This is a genomic window from Chromobacterium haemolyticum (assembly GCF_009936155.1).
GTDB lineage: Bacteria > Pseudomonadota > Gammaproteobacteria > Burkholderiales > Chromobacteriaceae > Chromobacterium > Chromobacterium haemolyticum.
On the sequence record NZ_AP019312.1, the window covers coordinates 1,793,483 to 1,812,035 of the forward strand.

Below are 18,553 nucleotides of genomic sequence, written 5' to 3' on the forward strand. Positions count from 1 at the left end.
TCCCCGCACCCTCCGCCTGACAGCGGGGGCCTTGTTCTTGAAATGTTCGGGGAGAGGCCGGTTAGCGTCCGGCTTTGAATTCGGTGAATTCCCGGTTGACCAGGCGAGTGATGGCCGGGGGAACATCCTGTTCGAGGACCAGACGGCTGCGGTCCGCGTCGGAGGGGTAAATCATCGTGTCATTGGCGATATCGGGCGAGACAAGATTTCGCACGGTTTTCACGGCGCTCGGGAATTTGATTTCAGTAGTGATTTCCGCCGCAATATCCGGGCGCAGCAGGAAGTTGATGAACTTCTGGGCGTTTTCCATATGCGGCGCGTCAGCCGGAATCGCCATCAAGGTAATCCATAAGGGCGCGCCCTCCTTGGGAATCACAAACTTCAGGTCTACCGGGTGACCGGCTTCCTTGGCGCGTAGTTTGGCGGTTAATACATCGCCCGAGAACGCGGTGGAAACGCATAGGCTGCCGTTGGCCATTTCGTCGATATAGGTCGACGAGTTGAATTGGCTGACGTAAGGGCGGATTTTCTTCAAATGCGCAAACGCGGCTTTATAGTCGGCTGGCGATTTGGAGTTGGGGTTCAGGCGGAGTTTGAGCAAGGCGTCGGTTGCCGTTTCCGCGCCGTTGTCCACCAGGGAAACGCCGCAGCTCTTTAGCTTGGCCACCCACTTGGGGTCGAAAATCAGATCCCAGCTGTCCACCGGCGCCTCACTGCCCAGGCGTTTCCGGATTTCCGTGGCGTTGTACGCCACACCGGTCACGCCGTAGATATAGGGCATGGCGTAGCTGGCCTTGGGGTCAACATTCATCAAGGCCTTGGTGATCTGCGGATCTATATTCTTGGCATTGGGAATCTTCTTCTGGTCAAGCTTGGCGAATAATCCGGCGCCCATCTCCTTGATAAAGTAACTGCTGCTGGGGAAAACCACGTCGTAATTGGAGTGGCCAACCATCAGCTTGGTCAGCAGCGTATCGTCGGTGTCGTAAATGTCGTAGCGGACCTTGATGCCGGTTTCCTTCTCGAATTTGCGTACGGTGTCGCGGCCGATATTCATCGAGAAGTTGTAGACGTTCAAGGTGTCGTCGTCCCCGGCCCTAGCGCTGCTGCTCATAGAGACAAGAGAGGACAGCAGGCCCGCGCAAATCAAACCGGCGGCCAATCGAGATGCGGATTGCTTCATTTGGATGCTCCCTGCGGTATTGGATCAAGGCTAAGCCGTAAGCCGGGGCTTAATCGGCAATCAATTCCGGTTGACTGGGCTTGGCATGGCGTTGCAACGGTTTGATGTAGTCGGCCGCCGGTTTGTAGTCCAGGTCGTAGCCAAACGCTCTCGGGCCAACAACGTCCAGCGCTTGCGGAGTGCGCAGCAGCGGCGAGGCGGGCAGGACAATGACCGATACCCGCAGGCCGAAACGAATTTCCTCGGTCGCTATCGGCTGGCCGGACTCGGAATCCAACACGCAAATGAGATCAGGCACGGTGGCCACGGTCTCGCCGTTGACGCGGGCGATCAGGTTTTCGTTCTGAAAGTCGATCTCCATGGCCAACCCGGAATGACCATCCAAGCCGTCTAGCTCAACTTGGCCGCGAGCAAAACCATTGCTGGTGGCGCGGTTAACGTCCGAAATTTTGCCTTTGAAGAGCAGGCGGCCATTGTTTTCCGCCAGCAGCGCGCTGATGGGATCTATTTTGTTGTCGCGCGCGTCGCTGATTTGCTTGCCCAAACTCCAGGCCTGGCTGATGGTGTGATGGACACCATGGTTTTTGATTTCCAGCCCGCTCATCGGCGCTAGCGCGAACCCGGCGGAACAGCCCATCGCCGTTGTACAGGCGCGCGCCAGCTTTTCCAGCCAGTGGAAGGAAATGACATGGCGGAATACCACGACATTGCCTTTGTCGTCCGACAGCGCGAAGGGGGAGACCGGACAGCCGGCGATGGCAAGCGTGCTCATCTGCATTTCAGGGAAGGCGCGGCCCATTCCGTCGGCGTCGACCACCGGCAGGCCGGTGAGCGCGGCGACAACCATCGGTTCAAAGCAATTGGACCCGCCGATTTCATCGGTCATCAAGGCGCGGGCCTGGATCTTGGACTCGCTCTCCACCGCCCGGAACGCCCGCAAACACTCTTGTCCTTCTTCGATTTTTTCGAAGCCCACCGTTGGCGCCCCAATGCCGGCGACGCAGATAATCGCGTCCTCATCATTCAGCGCGTCCGGCGACATCACCTCTATGGTTCGGCCCGCGCGCAATTGTTCGCGCGCGCGCAATTTGCCAAGGTAGGAATTGCCGCCGCCGCCCGTGCCCAACACGGCCGCCCCCAGGGCGATGTAATCCAGGTCTTGTTCGTTCAGAATCCAGTTTTTCATGCCAGCAACTCTCCAATGGCTTTTACGCGGATGCGCGTCGCGTTGTTCGGCAGATAGGCCAGAGGGGTTTCATCCACCTCCACGATATCTACCGTGTCGGGCTTGGCCCCGGCGGCGACGGCTTTCTGCCGGGCCTCGGTTTTGGCCGCCTCCAGGGCCGCGGCGCGCTGGTCTCGCTCCACGGAGAAGATCCGGTCCACTTCGCCGGAGATCTGAGCGATGGCCGCCCCAACGGCATTGGCCGACGCGTAATGAGGAGGGCGAATCACCCGGCAATTGCCAATGAGCTCGTCTTTGATCAGCACGGAACCGCCGCCGGTGAGAATGACCGGGATATCCTGCTTGCCGGGCTTCATCCGTTCGATGCCGGCGGAAAGCATGTCTTGCATCCGGTCGACGGCCCGCTCTACCAGCGCGGGAGAGAGATCGCCCAGCGTGGCGGGGTTGCCCAGAACCAGCAGCCCGTGGGCAACGGCGATATCGGTGGCGGTGAGGGTGTCGCCGCCGAATACCCTGGCTTCTTGCTTGAGCCGGAAACCCACCGAGACCGGGCCGATGGAGAGCTCGTCGCCAGCGCTATTGACGATGGAACCGCCGCCGAGTCCAACGGACAAAACATCCGGCATTTTGAAATTGGTCCGCACGCCGGCAATTTCCGCGCCTTGCACCCGCTCCCGCGGAAAGCCCTCAACCAGCAGGCCGATGTCCGAAGTGGTGCCGCCGATATCGATCACAATGGCGTTTTTCAGCCCGGACAAAAACGCCGCGCCGCGCATGGAATTGGTTGGGCCGGAGGCGAGCGTGAAGATGGGGAAACGCTCGGCATAGGCCGCGCTCATCAAAGTCCCGTCGTTCTGAGTCAGGTAGAGCGGGCAGTTGAGCTCAAGCTTCGCCAGGGCTTGGGACAGCGCGGATAAAGTTTTTTTGCCCAGCTTGTGCAGGCTGGCATTGAGGATGCAGGCGCTTTCCCGCGCCAACAAGCCAAGGCGGCCCACCTCATGGGACAGAGAAACCCTGGCTCCGGGAATTTCAGACATCACAATGTCGCGCGCCCGCTTTTCATCGTCAGCCTTCACCGGGGCAAACACCGAGCTGATGGCAATGGAAGTCAGGCCCAGTTCTCGGATATCGCGGCAGGCCTCCTTCAGCTTGGCCACGTCCAGCTCGGCAATCGGCGCGCCGTCGTATTCCGCGCCGCCGGGCAAGGCGGACACATAGCCGGAGACTTGCTCGCGCAGCGCCGGCGGCCAATCCACCATCGGTGGCAGCGAGGCGGTGGCCTTGCCGCACAAGCGCAGCACCGCCACCTTGTTCAGCCCATTGCCTTCAATCAAGGCATTCAGGAAATGAGTGGTGCCTATCATCACGGCGGACACGCTGTTCGCCGTGATAGCGCCCTTCGCCATCACCACCGCCAGGGCGCTGGTGACTCCGGTGATGACATCCTCGGTCGTGGGAAGCTTGACGCTTTCCACCACCTGCTGGCCCTTGAGCACGACAGCGTCCGTATTGGTGCCGCCGACGTCGATACCGATTCTGTACATTACACTTCCCCTATACCGATGCCGTACTGATCGTTGCGATACGTTTATGGTTGGTTTTGCAGCTTGGCCCTCAATTTCTCCGCCGACTTGGTCTTCCAGCCAAAGGTTTTGAGGATGGAAAGCAGGATGACGACATTGGTGGCGCGCACGCCTGGAATTTTCCCGATCACCGTGTCGACGAACTCCAGCAATTCCAGGTTGGTGGCGGCCGACATGGCCATGGCAATGGCTTGGCCGCCGGAGGTGATCGCCACATAGTTGATGCACTCAAAGTCCACTAAGCGGTTGGCCACCTCGGACACCTTGCCGGGCTCGACATCGATGGTGACGTCGGCCAGCACGCTGGCGCCAACGGCCGAGGGGTCCGGCATGGCGCCTACATAAATGAGCTTGTTTTCGATCATGGCGGCGAGACGGGAGCGGACGGTCCGTTCCGAGATGTCCCCAATTCTTGTCGCAATCTCGGATGGGGAGAGCCGGCCGTTGTCGCCGAGCGCTTCCACGATGGCCAGGTCCAACTCATCAAGCTTGTATTCATCTGCCACTTCGGTTTCCTTTTGGTTATCAGGCGCCGGCATACCGGCCACGCCACGAGATGATCTGAGTTCAGATTAAATCTGTCATGTTCTTGCGTCAAAGATATTTTTCCATTTTCGGAATATTTGTTTGATTTAAGTTCCGAAATAGGAAAATTGTGCCACATGAGGCAGGGGCGTGACCCTACGCGGCATGTGGGCGGAGTAGCGGCTATAGGGGCAGGGGCTACTCCTCTCAGGCTTTGGACAGGTTCTTGGGGGGTGAGGAAGGGGGCGTCACTTGGCGAGAGCTCCGCTGTGGGTGGGCACCCGTTCGCGCTGAACAAGCCGATACACCGCCCCAACGCCGACAACCCCGGACATGGCGAAGGCGCCAGCAATCCGGTGTACCGGGAACTGTGGCAGGAGATGTTGGGGCGGCTTTGGCGGGGGGAGTGAAGAGGCAGGGGGGGGCTGATGGCAAAGGAGGCGGGTATGTAGTCTACGACGCCGCCCCCTCCTACTTGGCTGGCTTAGCGTGCTGCGTCACAATATATCTTTATCATTCCAATGCCGCAGAGCCTCACGCATGGACAATCAGTCGGACTTCGAAAAAATCATTACTCTTCCCAAGCGTGTAAAGTTTGTTTTGTTCATCCTCTCCATCTCGGTATTCATCTTCTTGCTTGCTTGGGCCAGTGATGCTGAAACGGCCATCAAAGTTGCGGCCTATATCCTCCTGCCCATGCTTGAAATATGCATCATTGATGTGCTTGTGTTTGAAAAAACGATTGTTAAAGAAAATGAGATAATTATTAAGAGTGTCTTGTTCGAAAAGACGATAAAAACTGCTGATATCTATGGGTATATAGTCGAAAGGGTGAAGCAAGAAGATCGCATAATTTTCTATGGGAATGATGAGGGTGTTTGTCTTTTTTCATGGCCATATGAATATGTGGAAAAATACGCGCTTCATGACTTTCTCAAGCAACACGTCAGTCTCAAGCTTAATGATGAGAGAACTATCAAAAACTTGATTGAATCCAATGCCGACTATGGTGCTACTCCAGTAGCGAGAAGGAAAACGTTGCGAGTAATCAAAGCCGTTAACTTGGCTATATTGATTGCGCTTTTTGTGTTAACTCTGCTGTGTATATATCCCTTGTATCCCGCCCTGTACTCGGCCATCACTATCTGTGTCGGGGGCGCGGCTATTCTTCTGCCGGCAATGTGTGCAAAATTTTTCGGCGTATCCCTGCTGGACAAAAGAGGCGGTGCTGTTAAGGTTGATTGCACTATTATGTTGTTGTTTTCAATTGCTATTCTATGCCTGCTCTTGTTTTCAGTAGCCAGTGAGTACCGCTATTTTTCGCCGTTACTTCCCGGAGAGTACACGCCAATATGGACTCTATTGGCGGCAATCTCTTTTGCGCTATCTCAGTTGGTTTCAATAAAGAACAAGCAAGGACGCAGTAAAAATTACTTCTTCACACTCGTCATTTTTGCGTATGCCGCATTGACTGCTGTCGTTCTCAACGGTGTATTTGACCATGCGCCATTCACTACCGAAAAATTTATCGTGCAAGATGTCCAGATCACGTCAGGCAAGAGCGCAAGCTTTGCCCTGCAGACCAAATCCATGGACCCACACAGCAAGGGAGAGCTTGTCATCCACGTTCCCTTACGCCAAGACCTGAGCTTTTTCAAAGGCGATATTGTCTGCAGGGAACGGCATCAGGGCTGGCTCTCCATGGCCTGGGAATACCAAGGTGAATGCCGCGAGCGCGACCAGTCCAACGCGCGGTAGGCAAGTACAGACGTCACAACAAGCCCTGTGCTACAAATCCAGACTTGCATGGACTAACCCGTTCGTGGTTTCAAGTAAGATCGGAATTGTGACGTTAAGCACGAACTTTTCGATTGCTGCTGCGTCTTGTGGTGTCGAAGCCATAGGATCGTGAAATCTAACCTATAGCTAACCGACGCTGTGCAACCTTATCGCGTAGCGTCGAGTGGCTGGAGGGGGCGAAGTTGAGCACTGGATTAACGGTTTTCATCGAGTTTGTTGAGCAGAAAGCTTGCAATGCTGCCAACCATCTCAATAGCGGCCGTAGCTTCGGTGTTTGTAATCGAAGGCAACCACGGACGCCCGTGACCAGTGCCTTCTTTGTTTCTGAGACGATTAATAGCACAGGCAGTTTGAAACATTGCGCGTTCGAGGGCTTTGGTCGGAGATTCACCCGGTTGTGTGGCTTGTTCAGGAACAGTAAGTCCGAGCGCCACATAGGCTTGCCCAAGTAGACCTTGAAAGTTAGCTCCGCTCGAATATGAACCCCATTTTGTCTGAAGGATGTGTGCGGCGGTTGCCTCAAGAAGGTCTTTGCCAGTGCCAGAAAGTAATGCTGCGTCGTGAGCACCTTTTTGGGCACGGCGTGCATATGCATGAAGCGCTTGGGATAACTCTCGGCCTTTAAGGTTTTCCAGAACTTTTGGTCGAATGTCTCCGTCTTTGGAAAGCTCATAACCTTCGGCATCAAATGCAGACATGGCATTCAGAATCGCTTCTGTGCCGACAAAATTGGCCGATTGTTCCCGAAATCCCCCTGATGCTCGAACCTTTGATAGCAGTTGCTCGATGAGTTTTGAGCCAGCGTTGGGGTTGTTGTCGATTGCCCATGACAGAATCGCTCTGACTCTCTTGGCTTTCCCAATTACTTGACCTTGAGTTTTTGGGTCTGCCGAGGTTAAGCCGGTTCGCCCAACGTAAAACTCAATATCTGAATGAGAGGGCTCGCGATACTCTCCATGGGATTTTGAATCGTCTACGAGTTGTGCTAGCGCAGCGATTATGGTGTCGGTAATTGGTAGTGTCATATTTTTGAAACGCTAACATCCGAATTCACCGAGCCTGTGATACTTTTTGCGCTAGTCCGCTGTACTGCTTGCGTCGGCACGCCTTGGCTCAGTTTCTCTGTGTGGTTTTGTTCGCGGCTCTTAACCTGATAAAGGATAGATGGTTGCTCATCTATGAGCGACGGCTCCTTGTCGGCAATGCTTATAATAGCACATTGGCATGTTTGTCTGCTTCTGCCGACAAACCACCCCCCCCCCATAACACCAAACCCCCGGCTTTCGCCGGGGGCCTCCCTTTACTTACTCTTCTTCAATACCCGTCGCTCCAACAAGGAGCGCTCCACCTGCGCGTCCATCATCTGGTGTTGATGGTCGGTGTAGGCGTAGACATTCATCCGCCGCGCGCTGAGCGAGATCAGCAATTCCAGATGATTGAAAAAGCCCAGCCAGTAGCCGCGCTGCTCGGTGCGGCTGAAGTCGATATCGCGAGCGATGCGGCTAATCAGGCCCTGGCCCACGTAGGCCGGGTTGTCCTTGAACCATTGCAGCACGTGGGCGGCGCATTCCCGGCCGTAGGCGTGGGCCTCGGCGGCGGTGGGCGGCGCGGGCGGCATTTGCCAGTAGTGCGGGTAGGTGCGTCCGGGAAGGCGGCTGACGAAGGGCAGTAGGACTTCCTGGGCTTCGAGGATCGGGGTGCGGTAGCGCCGTCGGCGCGGGAAGAGAGATTGCGGCATGTCGTTACTCCTGCGATAAAACAAGATTAACAAGCTGCCTATCCGCTAGAGGATTTGGCAGGCGCGTGATGGGATTGGCATTACCGAGCGTTGCGACCGGCGAGCGCATAGCGCTCTCCCACCATGCACCTGCCGTCAGGTCATGGCAAAACACAAGCATGTGCGTAAACGCACATGCTTGCTGACGCAACGCTATTCGAGATGCCAATCTCGGTGCCGTGTTTTGCGGCACGCGGGGATTGTTGCCCACTATGCGAGCGGGGTCAAGGCGCGGTGGTCGCGAGTTTGTGCCTGTGCGCGCCTCAAGCCGTAGGTGCCGGTTTCCACTGCTTCCGGGCGATCGAAGCCGGCGCGGGCGGCCACTTCGCGAGTGCAACTGCAAGATGGCGTGGAGGACGCGTTTGGCGTCGGCTGCGTCGAAGCGGCCAATTGGGACAGAGCTTGTTAATCGCTCTCCGCCTGCTCATCAGGGCGTGGCTGTTGTTGCGGCGTTATCACCGATTCAGCCTGCCGGCGATCAACCTTCTCCGCCTCGTCCTGAGGCGGTGGTGTTTCTTTATTCTCTCTCTTGAACATATCGGGCGGGGTAGGCATCCGCATCAGTTGTTGCTGTATGCGAAAACTATCCGTCATGGCCTTGTTGATTTGGGTAAAAGCCGGGTGGGAGGGGGAGAATGAATCCGCGGTAACTACCGCACTGTAAAGGGCTAGCGGCAGCAGAAGGGCGTGGATACGCATCTTATTTCCTGACAAAGTATCTGGCCACGGGACGTGGCGGTTTGCGGTATGGCTTGGCTGGCGCGCTTCCGTTGAGAGGAGGCGCGTGGCTGAGAAAGGCGAACGGAAGCGAACGCCTAAAAGATAGAGGATTCTATCTAACCATGACCAAAGGTCAAGCCCAGGGAAGCCGCCCCCGCCTGGCGAGACGCGTGAGGGCCGCCGCGCCGCCGTTGGTTTAGAGCCTGTTTACGATCTCGCGAGCTAGAGCGAGACAAGGCGAAAACGAGCGAAAAAGCGGAATGTACGAGTGGTACATGAGCATTTTGAGCTCGTACTCACCGTGCAACGCTTCACGAAGCGCAGCAGACTTTGAACAGGTTCTTAGGTTGGGGCGCGGATCAAGTCGCGGATGCCGGCTTCCACCGCTTCCGGGTAGTCGAAGCCGGCGCGGGCGGCCACTTCGCGTGCCACTTGGCTGTATAGCCGCAGGGTGGCGTGGAAGGCGCGTTCGGCGTCGGCGGCGTCGAAGTGGCCAAACCCCTGTTGCAGCGCCTGCCAGTGTTCAGGCTCGGCCCAGTGTTGCAGCCGGGTGCCGATATGCCAGCAGTCCGCCGCCGCGCCGGGGTGGCTATGGGCATGCCATTCCAGCATTTCCAGCAGCAGTTCCTTTATGGTCCAGTCCCGAAATTTGACGACGAACAGTTCGCCGCGCGCCAGGTATTTGGGGATGTGAAAGGCTTCGAACCAGAATTCTTCCACCCGCTCGCGGAAGCGTTCTTCGCAAGGCAGGGCCGGCGCGGCGGGACGGCCATGCGGCGCGGGCAGGCCTTGGGCCACGCCGGTTTTGTCTAGCAGCACGCGGTAGCCGCGCTGGTACAGCGGGTCCAGCCCGTCCTTGCGCATGGCTTGCAGCCGGGCGGGGCCGGCCAGGGTGAAGTCGATTTTGACGCCGTCGGCGTAGATGGCCAGGCGGGTGGGCCAGGCTTGGCCTTCGCCCAGGCGCAGCACGGTGATCAGGGGGCCGATGTCGCGCAGCCAGCCGTCGTCCGTGGCCAGAGCCGCCGGGTCCGGGCTGATGATTTCCAGGTCCAGATCGGAATGGATATCGACGCTGCCGTCGTCGCGGGCAAAGGAGCCGGTGAGGATCAGCGCATCCACGTCCGGGCGTTGCTGCGCCCAGGCGATGGCGTTTTCCAAACGATGGTTTTGCGGGGCAAGGCTCAACATGCGAGGCGCTTTCGGCAGGGGCGGGTTTGGATAGGCCGCCGCCGGGCCGGGAAGTTCCGGCAGGCGGGGGCCTGCTGGTTTAGTGCCGCTAACAAAACTGCGCAGCGTACCTGAGCCAAGGCTTGCCGATGCAGAAAACGAAGTTTCTGCGAAGCTACAGTACAAGTGGTACGACAAGGAGGCGCAACGCAGGATCCGGAGTTTTGTTAGCGGGTCTTGGCCGCGCTTAATGCAGATCGTGCCGATACATGAACACCGGCAGCCGCCATTCGCGCCAGATGGCGGCCAGGCGGATGGTGAGGCCGACGGCGAAGCTGGCCAGCACGTTGAGATCGTGCGGCACGCCCAGTTTGATCAGGCCCAGGTAGAGCAGGGCCACGGCGAAGGAGACGCTGGCGTACAGTTCCTGACGGAAGACCACGGGCACGCGGTTGCACAGCACGTCGCGCAGGATGCCGCCGGCAATGCCGGTGATCATGCCGGCCATCACCACTACTACCGGGTGATAGTCCATGGACTGGGCCACGCCGCAGCCTATGATGGTGAAGGCGATCAGGCCCAGCGCGTCCAGCACCAGGAAGACGCGGCTGAGGCGCTTCATGTAGCGGGCCACGAACACGGCGGCCAGGCCGCCGGCGATGACGAGGCCGACGTATTCCGGGTGCTGGGTCCAGCCTATCGGGTAGCGGCCCAGCACGATGTCGCGCACGGTGCCGCCGCCCAGGGCGGTGAGGAAGGCGATGACGGTAACGCCGAATATGTCCATATTGCGGCGGCCGGCCGCCAGCGCGCCAGTCATCGCTTCCGCGGTGATGGCGATCAGATAGATCAGGGTAAGCATGTAGTTGCAGTGGTCAAACAGGCTGGCGCCGAGGTGTGCGGCGAAGCCAGGTGGGAAAATAGGTTGGCAATGGGCGGGCCATGCCAGGTGGCGCGCGGCCTGGGCAAGAGTTTCGAACACGGGTTTTCCTTGAGAGCTGGTGCACGATCTGCTGCGCTTCGCGAGACGCGGCGCGTACCGCTTCGAAATGCTCATGTACCAAGAGTACATTCCGCTTTCTCAGCTGTTTTCGCCTTGTCTCGTTCTTGCTCGCGAGATCGTAAACACGTTCTGAGCATGGCCGGCGGGCTGCGCATGGGCACGGCGCTGCCGGCATTGCCTCTCCCCTTGTCCTTTTACCTGAGAGTTAGATGACGGGCGCGGCCTGTGTGCGGGCTTTGCCGGATGTCACTTGCCCCTTCGGTGGGCGCTAAGGGCCGGTTACATAATCTGACGCGCGCTTGCTGAAGCGTAGCAGATGATGAACGGGCGCTTAGGGCCTCTCTCCAATCGGCTGGTATCCATGGGCTGCGGTACTGTGGCCTGAGCGATTATGGGAGTTTGCGTCTTCGGCGGGGGCCGTATGCCCCTCTCTCCCGCAGCAGGCAAGGATATTAGCGTTTGCTGTATTGTTCAGTCAACGACTGTATACATGGGGGAAGGCAAAAATGTTGCAGTGCGCCATCTTCACGAAAACGCCCGGACGGCGGCTAGGCTGTCCGGGCGTTTTCACGCGGGCTGCTTCTTAGTTGCCAGGCGTCTTGGGCTTGGCCGCGCCGTTGCCGGCAGCGGGTTTGCGCGTGGCCGGGGCTTTGGCTGCGGGTGCCTTGGCGGCAGGCGCTTTGGCGGTTTTGGCCGCCGCGGGCTTGCTTGAGGCCGGCTTGGCCGCAACCGGCGCGCTGCCGGCGGGTTTGGCGGCGGCGCTGGGCTTGTCGGCCGTCGCTGCTTTGGCCGGGGCTTTGGCGGCTGGTTTGCGCGGCGGCGCCGCTTTCTTGGCCGGCGCGCTGGTTTTGACGGCGGGGGCCGGAGCGGGAGCGGTTGCGCTTGTCGCTATGGGCTCGTTGGGCGGCAGGATGGCCGGAGCCGACGGCGCGCGGGTGTCCAGTTGCAGCGCGTGGGCCACTTGGTCCAGCCGCTGTTGTTGTTCCGGGGCGATGTCGCCGCTGAGCGCCAGCAGTTCGTGCGCCAGCTGCCAGGCCTGGCGGCGGCGGTGCTCTTCCTGCAGCAGCTTGGGCAGGCCGGCCAGCGCGCGGGCTTCGTCCAGCCGCACCAGGAAGACTTGCTTGCGGGCGATTTCTTTCAGCTGCATCAGGGTCAGCGGGTATTCGTGGCGGATGTCGCGCATGATGCGGCGGATGGCGTTGAACGGGCGCTCGTCTATGATGCCGCGGCCAATCGCCACGTAGGTGAGCAGGCGCACGAAGCCGTCCGCCAGGGTGCCGGTTTCGTAGGCGGGGTCCAGCGTTTGGCGCTTGAGTTGCAACCGTTCCCGTTTTTCCCAGCTGTCGCAGCGGGCGGCGCGGGCTTCGCGGGCCGGTTGGACGCCCACGGCGGAGGCCAGCCACGGGGATTCGTACACGGCCTTGAAGCAGTGTTCGGTGGCGGCGTCGCGCAGGTCGCGGTAGCGGTCCAGGCTTTGCGCCATCCAGCCGGACCATTGTTCTTGCAGCCGCCACAGCGGGTTGTCCGCGCTCACCGGATGGCGATGGGCGCGCACGTATTCGGCGGCGGGCTTGAGCCAGCTTAGCCAGGGGTTGAGCGGGGAGATCAGCGTGCGTTCCAGCCGCGCCGGGTTGAGTTGGCGCTGGCATTGGGCGCTGGCTTCGCTGCTGACGGCCTGGAGCGCGGGGGAGATGAAGCGGTTGTAAACGCCTTGGTTGATCTCGGAGACGCGGCGCACCACTTCGAAGGCTTGTTCGTCTTCGCGGCCGTCGTCCAGGGCCAGGATGTCGGCCACTTCGCGCGCTTCGAAACGGATGATGTAGCGGCCTTTGATGTATTCCTGACCGGGGGTGCCGGGGGCCACGTCTTCGATGATGGCTTCGTACAGGCCGGGGGCCAGCACGTCGATCAGGTCCAGCGCGCTGGCGAATTCGCTGTGTTCGCGGTTGGCGATGCCGGCGGAAACGAAGATGCCGAGGTGGCCCACTTTGTTGTGCAGGCAGTAGATGATGGTTTGTTCGTTGTCGCGGATGTCTTCCGCGTTGTCGTACAGGTCCGGTATCCAGTTCAGCGCCTGTTGCGGCGGGGTGATGTTGTCGCCCCAGGAGGCGAACACGATGATGGGGGAGCGGATGTTGCGCATGTCCACGCGGTGCTGGTCGCTGCTGACGATCTTGCCTTCCACCAGGTGGTTGCCGACGAACAGCTGCTGGGAGATCCATTCCATTTCCTGCTTGTTCAGCAGGTAGTGCCCGCCCCACCAGCGTTCAAAGCCCAGGAAGCGTTCGCGCTCGGTGTCCACCTTGGCGTACAGATTGTAGGGCTTCTTCCACAGGGTGTTGGCCGGGTCCAGCTTTTCAAAGTTGTTGACCAGGTGGGCGCCGTCGAACTTGCCGTGGCCCAGGTCGCCGGCCAGCGAGGCGGTCCAGGTGCCGCCCAGCATGCCGCCGGAGTAGCGCATAGGGTTTTTGCCGGTGACGCCGGCCCAGTAGGACAGCGGGGTGCCGGCCAGCAGGATGGGGCCGAACAGTTCCGGCGCCACGGAGGCGAGCATGGCCACGGCCCAGCCGCCTTGGCAGTTGCCGATGACGAAGGGCTTGCCGTCGCTGTCCGGGTGCAGTTCGTTGACTTTGCTGAGGAAGACGTATTCCGCGCGGCTGACGCTTTCTATGGTCTGGCTGGGCACCGGCTGGGGGAAGAACATGATGAAGTAGCAGGGGTGACCCTGTTGCAGCGCAATGCCGATCTCGCTGTCCATCTTGAAGCCGCCGATGCCGGGGCCGTGGCCGGCGCGCGGGTCTATCACCACAAAGGGGCGCAGCGCGGGATTGGTGGCCGGGCAGCCGGCCGGCGGCAGGATGGCGGCCAGCGCGTAGTTGGCCGGGTCCGGCAGGCTGCGGCCGTCCAGAATGATCTTGTAGTCGAACACCAACACCGGCGGTTTGCCGCTTTGCACGTGTTGCAGATAGTCCGCGCCGCGGTCATGCAGCACGTCCCAGTAGAGGATGCTGCGCTCGTAGGCGTCGCGCCAGTAGTCGGCGACCGGGTTGGAGGAGAAGAGCTTGGACCAGACGGCTGTTTGCGACCACATACGGCACCTCTTGGTTGGTATGACGGATAACTGGCTACTGTACCCTCCTTTTGTTGCGTTGCAATAGACAAAGTTCCTGCCAGGAGAGTAACTGTCAGCGTTGCGCCACAGTGTGCCGCTTGGCGGCGGGGGCTTTTGACTGGAGCTTGCCGCGCTTGGCGCACGCCGGGCCCCGGCATTCCATGCCCCGGCAGGCTGCCCGCAGTGGCTTTGGGTTCACGGCGCGCTCTATCCGTTGCGCCTGATCTGGGCCGCCGGCTTCCGGCAAACCGTTTCCGTCTTGGAGCTAACCCTGTCTGTCTGCTGCGGGTCTCTGCTGCTGCTCAACGCCCTTTGTGTGTCCGGCTTTGGACTTCATGCAGACCATGCCGGCTTTCGTTTATCTGATTCCTGCTGCAATGTTCTTCGGACTGGGCCAGGGGCCGCGTGCCGCGGCGAGGACTGCGGCCGATGGCGGAGAGACTGTTCAAAGTCTCGCGAGCAAGGGCGAGACAAGGCGAGAACAAGCGGAAAAGCCTACATGAGTATTTCGAGCTTGTTTTTAACGCCCTTGCCTAAAATCCCGCGGAAGCGCAGCGGGCTCTGAGGAGGCCCTGAGGGCAGGGCAATCGCCCTCGCTACGCATGCATGGGAGGTCGTGATGGAATCGCAACAGACCGCTTCTTTGTCGCATATAGCTTTCCTGCTGCTCGATCAATTCTCCATGATCGCCTTCTCCAACGCGGTGGAGCCGCTGCGCATGGCCAACTACCTGTCGCGCAAGAAGCTGTATCGCTGGAGCCTGCTGTCTGCGGACGGAAAAGCGGTTAACGCAAGCAACGGCCTGTGTCTGTCGCCGGTCTCTGCGCCGGGCCACCCGCAACAGTACGACATGCTCATCGTCTGTGGCGGCTGCCAAGTGCGCGAGGCGGCCACGGACAAGGTGCTGGCGCTGATCCGCCGCTTTGCCGCCCAGGGCGTGCCGCTGGGCTCAATCTGCACCGGCGCCTTCGCGTTGGCCCAGGCGGGAGTGCTGAACGGCTATCGTTGCGCCATCCATTGGGAAAACCTGCTGTCCATCAGAGAAGAGTTCCCCCGCACCCAGTTCACCTCGGACTTGTTTGTGTTGGACCGGGACCGTTTTACCTGTAGCGGCGGCACCGCGCCGCTGGATTTCATGTGTCACCTGATTGGCCGCAAGGGAGGCAAGAGCCTGGCGGCCGATGTCTTGGTGCAATTCATCGTGGACCGGCTGCGGGACGACGGCGATCGTCAGCACATCCCGCTTCTGGCGCGTATCGGCGCCGGGCACGAGGCTTTGCAGAACGCGGTCTTGTCTATGGAAAACAATATAGAGAACCCGTGCTCGCTGGAGAGCCTGGCTGAGGAGTTGGGCGTGTCGTTGCGTCATCTGGAGCGGCTGTTCAAGCGGCATCTGAGCGCCACGCCGGCGCAATATTATCTGGACCTCCGCCTGCGTCGGGCGCGCGAACTGTTGCTGCAAACCAATATGAGCGTGATGGAAGTCACCGTGGCTTGCGGCTTCCTGTCGTCCTCGCATTTTTCCAAGTCCTACCGCGGCTTGTTCGGCTACCCGCCTAGCCACGAGCGGCAGCGATATCTGGCGGCGGCGGGGGCGATGGCCTGAGAACCTGTTGGCGGCACGGCAACGGCCTTTCACCGTCATCGTTGCCGGAGAGTCATGGGCGACGCGGTTCAAAACCATATCCACCGCGCTGTTGCTGGCCGCCAGCGGAGCTCGTCGCGTTTTTCGGGCTGATGAAGAACCGGCAGATCAATGTTTTGCTGGGCAGTTAGAGCAACTGGCCAAGCCCAATCTGAGCGGCGCCAAATACACGCTGGGGGTACGAGGCGGCTGCCCAAATGTCGGCGGGCTGCTACGCAACTTGTGCTTCAGCACCGATGTGGAAAACCGGGGAATGGGACTGATCAAGGATAAGGTCCGGCCGAAGATGGGGACGTGGGAATGTTTGAACGGAATCTGGTCGTGTTGGCTGTCGTCGGTCAGACGTTGGCGCGAAGAGCCTCTATGGCGCAATTAATCGCAAAAGCGTCGTTTTGACTCAAGGTGGGCACCGTTTTTTTGCCTAGCATCGGGAGCAGATGCCGCCGGGAGTCCGAAATGCACGGAGACCGGGGGCGGGAGGAACGCAGGCCGCGCTGGTGCGGCAGTGAGGGAACTAGAGATGACAGGCAATCGCAGGGTGACGCTCATGGTGCTGGGTACGGCGGAGGTGCGGTCGATTCCTTGTCTTGGAGCTCACCACCACCACGGGCTCTTGGATGGATATATACACCTTTTCAGCTTAAGGCGATGTGATCAAGGGATGTTCTCAATGCTATCTGTTGTCATGATTTAAGCCTGTTGTCACTTTCCTATTTGGTTAAACCTGGCGTAAAAATTATTTTGGCAGACGAGGCCGCTGATCAAGAGCAGATCTCTGGGGGCTTTGTCGCTAATGTGGCTGCTGAACTAGCCCTGAATTTTGATGCATGGTTTCACCTCTATGAGCCGAGTCTTTATGCGAGAGACTGAAAAGAAAGCTACTTCTCAGCTGATGCGGAAATTCTGGCCACTTTACGCCATTCTATTCTTGGTTGGGGCTGAAATGTATGTGGTTGCTCCTTTGTTGGAAAATATTTCTTCCGATTTGAGAGTGTCTTTGTCTGCAGCAGCGCAATTGGTGACGGCCTACGTGCTTGTGCAGGCTATTGGAGGGCCTTTTATTGGGTTGCTTTATAAAAAGCTTGGTCCACGTTCGATGATTGTCACGGGTATTTTTATTTTTGCTATTGGCAATATGGCATCAGCCCTAGCACAGAACTATGGGCTGGTGTTGGCTTGTAGAGGTCTGGCTGGATTGGGGGTGAGCTTTTTTGGGCCTGCGGCCTGGATATGGATGAGTCAGACCGTCGCCCCGCATTTGCGGGGTAGATCTATTGGCTATGGTATGGCTGCTTTTGCATTGGGACAGGTGTTTGGAGTCCCTATTGGTGCATTCTCGTCAACCTTTTACTCATGGCGTGCCGTAGTCGCTGTGTTAGGAGGTATGTCGCTGCTTGCCTTGCCTTCGATATGGAAAAAGATTGGGCCTCTTGCCAGACTAGAGGCAGGAGGAGGACCGTCATCTAATCATTGGTTGCATAGCTTATTGGCGCCATGGAGGATAAAGGAGTTGCAATGGAGTTATCTACTTACCTTTTTATTTCATGCAGCTAGTTTGGGTGCCTATACATTTTTGGCAGTTCGGCTCATGCGAGATTTTGCTCTCTCGGAAACGCTTGTTGGTATTGTTGGCGTGCTCAGTGGAGTTGGCACCTTGCTTGGCTCTATTGTTGCAGGGTATTTATCCGACAAGAGCGCTAAAAGGGGAAGGTCATCAGCCTTGTTGTTGACTTACTGGGTGCTGGGTGCTGGGTGCTGGGTGTTTCGGTTGCCATTCCCATTGCGCTGGGGTCGCCATGGGTTATGCTTTCTATTCTTTCGGTGCTAGCCTGGTTTGTATTCTCAGGTGCTTTTGATAGTAATCAACAGGACTCTGTGATGCAGTTGTCTGGCGAGAGTCCGGCTCCGACCTTGGCATGGAATACATCCATGCTCTATGCCGCAGGCGCTGTCGGTATTTGGACTCTCGGTATTGCTCCTGAGAGTTCGGTGTTCATTGCAACTAGTGCATGCTTACTGGCATTGCTTGGTTTATTGGCCGCGTTACGCTTGCGCATGCTGGTGCGTTGATAGGAAGTGGCTTGGGGTGGAGAGGGAGGTGATTAATTTTAAGATGATTTTGTTTATTTCGGCATTGTCAGGGCTTGTCTCCACTTTGAGTAGTGCAAATGATAGCGCGGCATTCAGTCCAGTTTTAGATGTTGAACCAGGAAAGTTGAAAATTATATCTATTGATAAGTTGCCAGGGGTGCTTAATAAAAACCCAGGGCAGAGTCGGCAGCTAGATGTTGGAAATAAATCTATGATTGATGGGCGGATGGATTATGAAAAAATTTCGGATGAGGCTGTTCTATATGCTACAAGTTATCAAAATAGATTGAGAACCTTGCAGGATGTATCTGCCAATGCCAAATCCAAGCTTGCTGATATTGGTGCTAGTCAGTTAAATGCTTATCGTTTTGAGGGGGTTGTGCCGCAAGGGCCTAGCTTACGTGGGCCATGGAGCAGTTTTGATCGGGTGTTCCGGCGTCCCGATGGTGTCCTGATCATTCTGCACGAATGGGATTTTATTGCGGATGGAGGGGGAGTGATGGCAGTAAAGGAGCTCATGAATCTAAAGGTTCAGGGGCTGCCTGCTCGGTTTGTTGTTAAAAAGTCGCCATCAGGTAAAAAAGTATCGGAGTTGACTTGGGTCAGTTCCAAAAAATATTACACCATTGCAGTGTGGGATGAGATCGGCAGCAGTCCACAACAGGCCTACAATTTAGCGTGGCTGATGGCCTTGGCCGAGCCGATCAAATAAGACCCCTCGGATGAGGGAGCCAGATTTGCCGATTGACACGGAGTACGTC

General features: G+C 58.2%; 15 protein-coding genes and 2 riboswitches. Of the genes, 5 read left to right on the forward strand and 10 right to left on the reverse strand.

Going from position 1 to position 18,553, the window contains the following annotated elements; all coding sequences use genetic code 11:
* Positions 1 to 61 precede the first annotated feature (61 nt).
* Genes GYH29_RS08285 through GYH29_RS08300 form a run of 4 tightly spaced genes read right to left on the reverse strand, consistent with a single transcriptional unit; the run spans position 62 to position 4,458 of the window.
* Positions 62 to 1,183, reverse strand: coding sequence for an extracellular solute-binding protein (locus tag GYH29_RS08285; protein ID WP_161523510.1), 1,122 nt, complete (start codon positions 1,181 to 1,183; stop codon positions 62 to 64).
* Between the two features lie 49 nt (positions 1,184 to 1,232).
* Positions 1,233 to 2,369: a DUF917 domain-containing protein gene (locus tag GYH29_RS08290; RefSeq protein ID WP_019102429.1), complete on the reverse strand. Its 1,137-nt coding sequence runs from the start codon at positions 2,367 to 2,369 to the stop codon at positions 1,233 to 1,235.
* Positions 2,366 to 3,913 carry a hydantoinase/oxoprolinase N-terminal domain-containing protein gene (locus tag GYH29_RS08295; protein ID WP_161523511.1) on the reverse strand — a complete coding sequence of 516 codons (1,548 nt, stop codon included), beginning with the start codon at positions 3,911 to 3,913 and terminating at the stop codon, positions 2,366 to 2,368. The genes GYH29_RS08290 and GYH29_RS08295 overlap by 4 nt, the downstream gene beginning before the upstream one ends.
* 44 nt (positions 3,914 to 3,957) lie before the next feature.
* Positions 3,958 to 4,458 carry an Lrp/AsnC family transcriptional regulator gene (locus GYH29_RS08300; RefSeq protein WP_161523512.1) on the reverse strand — a complete coding sequence of 167 codons (501 nt, stop codon included), beginning with the start codon at positions 4,456 to 4,458 and terminating at the stop codon, positions 3,958 to 3,960.
* Between the two features lie 559 nt (positions 4,459 to 5,017).
* Here GYH29_RS08300 and GYH29_RS08305 point away from each other — a divergent pair.
* Positions 5,018 to 6,235, forward strand: a complete 1,218-nt coding sequence (locus tag GYH29_RS08305; RefSeq protein WP_161523513.1) for a hypothetical protein — start codon at positions 5,018 to 5,020, stop codon at positions 6,233 to 6,235.
* Positions 6,236 to 6,471: 236 nt separating this feature from the next.
* On the opposite strand, the gene GYH29_RS08310 is transcribed toward GYH29_RS08305, so the two are convergent.
* The 6 genes from GYH29_RS08310 to GYH29_RS08335 form a co-directional block, all read right to left on the reverse strand.
* A complete protein-coding gene (locus GYH29_RS08310) occupies positions 6,472 to 7,302 on the reverse strand; it encodes an abortive infection family protein (RefSeq protein WP_081950513.1) in 831 nt (276 codons plus the stop codon).
* 275 nt (positions 7,303 to 7,577) lie between these two features.
* Positions 7,578 to 8,015 (reverse strand): hypothetical protein, encoded by a 438-nt coding sequence (locus tag GYH29_RS08315; protein WP_161523514.1) that lies wholly within the window; start codon positions 8,013 to 8,015, stop codon positions 7,578 to 7,580.
* A 444-nt stretch (positions 8,016 to 8,459) separates the two neighbouring features.
* Positions 8,460 to 8,753: a hypothetical protein gene (locus GYH29_RS08320; RefSeq protein ID WP_161523515.1), complete on the reverse strand. Its 294-nt coding sequence runs from the start codon at positions 8,751 to 8,753 to the stop codon at positions 8,460 to 8,462.
* Positions 8,754 to 9,116: 363 nt separating this feature from the next.
* Positions 9,117 to 9,962, reverse strand: coding sequence for an aminoglycoside 6-adenylyltransferase (locus GYH29_RS08325; protein ID WP_161523516.1), 846 nt, complete (start codon positions 9,960 to 9,962; stop codon positions 9,117 to 9,119).
* A gap of 226 nt (positions 9,963 to 10,188) precedes the next feature.
* Positions 10,189 to 10,923, reverse strand: a complete 735-nt coding sequence (locus GYH29_RS08330) for a trimeric intracellular cation channel family protein (RefSeq protein ID WP_231589184.1) — start codon at positions 10,921 to 10,923, stop codon at positions 10,189 to 10,191.
* Positions 10,924 to 11,120: 197 nt separating this feature from the next.
* Positions 11,121 to 11,302, reverse strand: a riboswitch (glycine riboswitch).
* A gap of 1 nt (position 11,303) precedes the next feature.
* Positions 11,304 to 11,391: riboswitch (glycine riboswitch) on the reverse strand.
* A 136-nt stretch (positions 11,392 to 11,527) separates the two neighbouring features.
* Positions 11,528 to 14,035 carry a DUF3141 domain-containing protein gene (locus GYH29_RS08335; RefSeq protein ID WP_161523517.1) on the reverse strand — a complete coding sequence of 836 codons (2,508 nt, stop codon included), beginning with the start codon at positions 14,033 to 14,035 and terminating at the stop codon, positions 11,528 to 11,530.
* A gap of 640 nt (positions 14,036 to 14,675) precedes the next feature.
* Between GYH29_RS08335 and GYH29_RS08340 the strand changes: the two genes are divergently transcribed.
* The 4 genes from GYH29_RS08340 to GYH29_RS08355 all read left to right on the forward strand — a co-directional run bounded on the left by GYH29_RS08340 (position 14,676) and on the right by GYH29_RS08355 (position 18,504).
* Positions 14,676 to 15,662, forward strand: a complete 987-nt coding sequence (locus GYH29_RS08340) for a GlxA family transcriptional regulator (protein ID WP_081576054.1) — start codon at positions 14,676 to 14,678, stop codon at positions 15,660 to 15,662.
* 7 nt (positions 15,663 to 15,669) lie between these two features.
* The gene (locus tag GYH29_RS08345) at positions 15,670 to 16,077 is read left to right on the forward strand and encodes a hypothetical protein (protein ID WP_141113279.1); all 408 of its coding nucleotides are present in this window, start codon (positions 15,670 to 15,672) and stop codon (positions 16,075 to 16,077) included.
* Between the two features lie 447 nt (positions 16,078 to 16,524).
* On the forward strand, positions 16,525 to 17,529 hold the full coding sequence (locus GYH29_RS08350) for an MFS transporter (RefSeq protein ID WP_161523518.1): 1,005 nt from the start codon (positions 16,525 to 16,527) through the stop codon (positions 17,527 to 17,529).
* Positions 17,530 to 17,799: 270 nt separating this feature from the next.
* Positions 17,800 to 18,504, forward strand: a complete 705-nt coding sequence (locus tag GYH29_RS08355; RefSeq protein ID WP_161523519.1) for a hypothetical protein — start codon at positions 17,800 to 17,802, stop codon at positions 18,502 to 18,504.
* Positions 18,505 to 18,553: the final 49 nt, after the last annotated feature.